Annotated in this window: 1 protein-coding gene; it reads right to left on the bottom strand. The window is 62.1% G+C overall.

Translation table 11 applies throughout. From position 1 onward, the window contains the following. The coding region (locus LS48_RS15415; protein WP_162266504.1) for a cytochrome P450 family protein at positions 1-691 on the bottom strand (691 nt) is incomplete at both ends.

Here is a 691-nt window from a genome sequence, read left to right on the forward strand (position 1 = left end):
GGTGTTGTGCGTCGGATTGCGATCGAAATCGATCTCGAACGGGCGATCGTACAAGCGGTCGTCCAGCCCGGAAAGGCCGATGGGCACCAGAACCATGTCGTCCTTGCGGAACCGTGCGTCCTTGTAGTCGAGATCGCTGAGGATTAGCCTTCCCGTACTGGACAGGCCGAAGCGGCGCAGGAACTCCTCCGTTGCCTGTGGGATGATCTCGGGCTCTTCGATCAGCCGGCGACGATGAGCTTCGTGAGTTGCCAGATGGCGGACGATAAACGCCAGCATGTTGGCAACGGTGTCCAGCCCGCCGAAGAAGATCAGGAGCGCCATGCCGATCGTCTCGTCTTCGCTGCGGAACCGGGGATTATCGCGCCAGCCGACGATCCGGCTGAGCAGATCGGTCCCTGGCTCGGCCGCACGCTGGTCGAGCACGTTGGTGAGATACGCCTTGACGTTGGCGAGCGCGGTCAGCTTTTTCTCGGAATCGGTGGAGGTCATCCATGTGAGCCCCCATTCGACGAACGTCTCGCGCTCGGCGACGGGCAGATCGACGATGCCGAGGAACATGGTGACCGGCATCACACGTCCGAAATCGTTGACGAACTCGCATGCGCCGCGCGGCTTCAGCTTTTCGATGATCTCTCGCGTGAGCACCTCGGCCTTGTCCCGCATCTCGCGCACGCGGCTGGGGGTGAAG

It is taken from the genome of Aequorivita aquimaris, assembly GCF_001573155.1.
GTDB lineage: Bacteria > Bacteroidota > Bacteroidia > Flavobacteriales > Flavobacteriaceae > Aequorivita > Aequorivita aquimaris.